4 protein-coding genes are annotated in these 3606 nt (G+C 69.1%); 1 reads left to right on the forward strand and 3 read right to left on the reverse strand.

The genetic code is table 11. From position 1 onward, the window contains the following. The coding region (locus tag VFW24_17865; protein ID HEX5268636.1) for an AMP-binding protein at positions 1–224 on the reverse strand (224 nt) is incomplete at its 3' end. Between the two features lie 134 nt (positions 225–358). Here VFW24_17865 and VFW24_17870 point away from each other — a divergent pair. Next, positions 359–985, forward strand: coding sequence for a DUF4389 domain-containing protein (locus VFW24_17870; GenBank protein HEX5268637.1), 627 nt, complete (start codon positions 359–361; stop codon positions 983–985). Positions 986–1011: 26 nt separating this feature from the next. On the opposite strand, the gene VFW24_17875 is transcribed toward VFW24_17870, so the two are convergent. Next, a complete protein-coding gene (locus VFW24_17875; protein ID HEX5268638.1) occupies positions 1012–2556 on the reverse strand; it encodes an AMP-binding protein in 1545 nt (514 codons plus the stop codon). 9 nt (positions 2557–2565) lie between these two features. Then, the gene (locus tag VFW24_17880; GenBank protein ID HEX5268639.1) at positions 2566–3384 is read right to left on the reverse strand and encodes a DUF4232 domain-containing protein; all 819 of its coding nucleotides are present in this window, start codon (positions 3382–3384) and stop codon (positions 2566–2568) included. Positions 3385–3606 lie beyond the last annotated feature (222 nt).

Consider the following 3606-nt stretch of genomic DNA (forward strand, 5'->3'; position numbering starts at 1 on the left):
CGGTCGCCGCGCCGCACCCCCCGGGCCAGCAGACCCCGGGCGCAGCGTGAGGTCAGCTCCCACAGCTCCCGATAGGTGGCCCGGAAGCCCTGGTGGACCACGACCAGAGCCTCCCGGTCCGGAACCCGCTCGACCGTGCGCCGGGTGTTGGCCCCGATGGTCTCACCCAGCAGCGGGACCGGGCTGGTCCCGTGGTCGTACGACATGGTTCCCGTGTCGCTCATCGATGCTGACCCCCGTCAACCTGACCCTGGTGCGCCCGTGGCAGACCGGCAATACCGTACGGCCATACCGGCGCTCGCCGCGGGGGTCATGGCGGGTTGACCCAATCTCGTTCTGGTGGCGGGTATGTTCTCGCGTGGAGCACAGCTACCGACAGGGGGTGCCAGTGGCACAGATAGCGTCTGCTTACCCGGTTCAACTCGACCTGGAGGCTCCACTGGAGGTCGCTCGTTGGCGGCCCCTGATCCACTGGCTGCTGGCCCTGCCCCAGGTACTCGTCCTCTATTTCCTGGGGATCGCCGCCGGCATCCTGACGTTTCTGTCGTGGTTCGCCATCCTGTTCACGGCGCGGATCCCCCGCGGCATGTTCGATTTCATGGCCATGATCCACCGTTATCAGTGGCGCGTCGCGTCGTACTACCTCTGGATGCGGGCACCCTACCCTCCGTTCGACTTCGCCGCTGCGACATCCGATCCCGGGACGGATCCGGCCCATTTCTCGATCGAGTATCCCGAACGGATGAGCCGCCTGCTGATCTTCGTCAAGTGGTTTCTGGCCATCCCCCACTTCATCGTGCTGTTGTTCCTGGGGATCGGCGCCTACGTCTCTCTGATTATCGGGTTCTTTGCGGTGCTGATCCTCGGTCGCTGGCCCGCCGGGCTCCGGGAGTATCTGGTGGGAACCGTACGCTGGGGCACGCGCGTCCAGGCCTACGTCTACCTGCTCACAGACTCCTACCCACCCTTCCGGCTGGCGCCGTAGTAATAGGGGGGTGGCCGCGACCCGCCTCAGACGATCCGGCTCGTGTGGTCGCCCCAGTAGCGGTCCCGGAGCAGCCGCTTGTAGAGCTTGCCGGTAGGCAGCCGGGGCAGCTCGTCCACGAAGTCGACGCTGCGGGGACACTTGAAGTGGGCGAGGTGCTCCCGGCAGAAGGCGGTGAGCTCCCGCTCGAGCTCGGGCCCGGGCTCCACGCCGGGCGCAGCCTGCACGACGGCTTTGACCTCCTCCCCGAGGTCTTCGTTGGGAACGCCGATGACGGCGGCGTCCAGAACCTTGGGGTGGGTTACGAGGAGGTTCTCCGTCTCCTGCGGATAGATGTTCACCCCTCCCGAGATGATCATGTGTGTCTTGCGGTCGGTCAGGTACAGGTAACCGTCCGGGTCGACCCGGCCGACATCTCCCACTGTGCTGAGGCCCCTGGTGCGGTCCCGGGACTCGGCCGTCTTGGTCGGGTCGTTGAAGTACTCGAAGTTGGCGTCGCCTCTGAACCAGACGGTCCCCTCCCCACCCGGTGAGACCTCCTGACCGTCCTCCCCGAGGATCACGAGCTCGCCGGCCACCGGGCGGCCGACCGTCCCCTTGTGGGTCAACCACTCGTTCGAGTCGCACAACGTCATGCCCATGCCCTCGGTGGCGGCGTAGTACTCGAGGAGGATCGGGCCGACCCACTCGATCATCTCCTCCTTGACCGGGATCGGGCAGGGGGCGGCGGCGTGGATGACGCACTCCAGCGACGAGACGTCGTAGCGCCGACGGATGGCCTCGGGCAGCTTCAGCAGACGGGAGAACATGGTCGGGACCATCTGGGTGTGGGTGACCCGGTATCGCTCGACGAGTTGGAGGAACTGCTCGGGTTCGAAGCGCTCCATGATCACGACCGTGCCGTTCAGCCGGATCGTGAGGCTCACTCCTCCGGTGGGGGCCGAGTGGTAGAGCGGCGCCGGGGACAGATAGATGAGGCCCTCCCGCAACCTCCATGCCGCGCCCAGCGCGCTGCTGACGGAGCCGGGCTTGGCGTCGGGTAGAGGTCTCCAGATCCCCTTGGGCCGACCGGTGGTACCCGACGAGTAGAGCATGGCCGCGCCCTGCTTCTCGTCGGGGACGGGCTCGGCCGGGAACCCGGCCACCGCCCGCTCGTAGCTCTCGAAGGGCCCGTCTCCGTCGTCGGGCGCACCGACCATCAGGAACCGCTCGATCCCCGGCGACTGCTTGGCGGCTTCGAGGGCGATGTCACGCTTGGCCGTCGAGGTGATGAGGATCCGCGCCTTGCAGTCGTCGAGGATGTAGGCGAGCTCCTCGGCCGACAGGTAGGAGTTGACCAGGGTGAAGTACAGGCCCGTCCGGTCGGCAGCCGCCTCCGTCTCGAGGAACCGCGGATTGTTCTCCATGAAGACGGCGATGTGGTCCCCCCGCTCGAGCCCCTGGGCGCGGTAGAGATGAGCCAGCCGGTTGGCCCTGGCCTCGTACTCGGCGTAGGTGACCGTCTCACCGATCGAGCCCATGATGAACGCGGGCTGGTCCGGGTGGGTCCGGGCGTGCTCGGTGGCGTACATGGGCCCCTCCTATGCCCCCGCTTCGACGGGGCCGACATACGTTCCCGGGTGGGTGGCGCCACCCTGGCAGTTGTCCACCGAACCGCCGGGCCACGCCACCGAGAAGGACGTGGTGGTGTCGGGCAGGGTCACGGTCACGCTCGTGGGCACCCAGGCCCGTCCGGCGTCGCACGAGTCCGGCCCGGGCAGGGCGTAGAAGTTGGCATGAGCCGCCCCCCCGGCCGGCAGGGTCACGGCCTGGTAGGACACCGCCTGGCGTGTGGGGTCATACGTGGTCGAGCCGTTGGACCTCGGCCCCACCAACTCGAACCCGGGGAAGCCGGTCGTGGTGCACGCCGTCGTGGCGCGGTTGGTGAGCTCGAGCACGAGCTTGTACTGGTCCTGGCCGCTCGGCGTGCCCGTCAACCGGGCAGTGATCTGCGAGCTGGCGCACGGCTGTGCCGGCCCCGACGACTCCGAGGTCGAAGAGGCGGCAGCGCTCGGCGGGTAGCACGTCCGCGGCGGCCACCCCCACGCCGCCAGGACCGCGGTCGGGACGACGACCGGGCACGGCCCCGGTGGCCCTCCGGTCCGCCCCGTCTCCCAGCCGTGCCAGGCCCCGCCGGCCGACCGGGTGAGGATCATGTACGCGCCCTCGTCCTGGTTCCTCACCCCGGCGTCGTAGGAGTGGGGCGCGGGCACCAGGCCGGCACCTGCCCAATAGTCACCTGTGCCCACGTCCCGGGCGTAGTACGTCGTCCCGGGGACCAGGCCGGTGTAGTCCGAGCTCGGTAGACCGTGCAGGGCCGCTCCCGCCGCCAGCAGCTGGGCCCGCACGGCGGAGGTCACGGGGAGGTTCTGGCCCGGGCCTGCGCCTCCCGCTGATCCGCCTGCCGTCGAGCTGGACCCGGAAGACGGGGTGCCCGTGCTCGCGCCCGCTGCCGGTACCGACGAGGTCCGCCGAGCCGCCGGGCTACCACTGCTGCACGCCGCCAGGACGAGCCCCGTGAAGAGCGCGGCGACCACGGACCGCACCGGACCCCGTCCGCCGTCCACCGACATCAGTACTGG

The sequence above is a fragment of the Acidimicrobiales bacterium genome, assembly GCA_036273495.1.
Lineage (GTDB): Bacteria > Actinomycetota > Acidimicrobiia > Acidimicrobiales > JAJPHE01 > DASSEU01.